This is a genomic window from Mesorhizobium sp. M5C.F.Ca.ET.164.01.1.1 (assembly GCF_004792125.1).
Taxonomy (GTDB): domain Bacteria; phylum Pseudomonadota; class Alphaproteobacteria; order Rhizobiales; family Rhizobiaceae; genus Mesorhizobium; species Mesorhizobium wenxiniae.
Map to the genome: position 1 here is coordinate 1 of NZ_SRTG01000328.1, position 333 is coordinate 333.

Below are 333 nucleotides of genomic sequence, written 5' to 3' on the forward strand. Positions count from 1 at the left end.
TGGTCACACCCGACCCGCCGACATTGACCGTGATCGCAGGCGGTGGCGGCGGTGGCGGCGGAAATTTGTAGCTGTGGGCAACGGCGGCTGCCCGCGCGCCGTCGCCTTCTATATGTGTGTTCTTCGAGTTCGGATTGTATGGGTCGACCGTCTGCAGCAGCGAATTGAATTTCTGCGTATCGCCTGCCGCCAGCGTCACCGAATCGTAGTTGTTGAGATAGTCTGCGGCGCAGCCTGTCAGCAGGCCGCTGCACAGAACAACGAGCAAGAGCTTATTTCTTGACATAGAGCATCTTGTCCTTCGATTTGACGTCGAGCATGTGGCCATAGGGG

General features: G+C 58.3%; 1 protein-coding gene. It reads right to left on the reverse strand.

Annotated features, from left to right (window positions below; translation table 11 throughout):
- The coding region (locus tag EN807_RS33685) for a hypothetical protein (RefSeq protein ID WP_135938029.1) at positions 1-286 on the reverse strand (286 nt) is incomplete at its 3' end.
- Between the last annotated feature and the right edge of the window lie 47 nt (positions 287-333).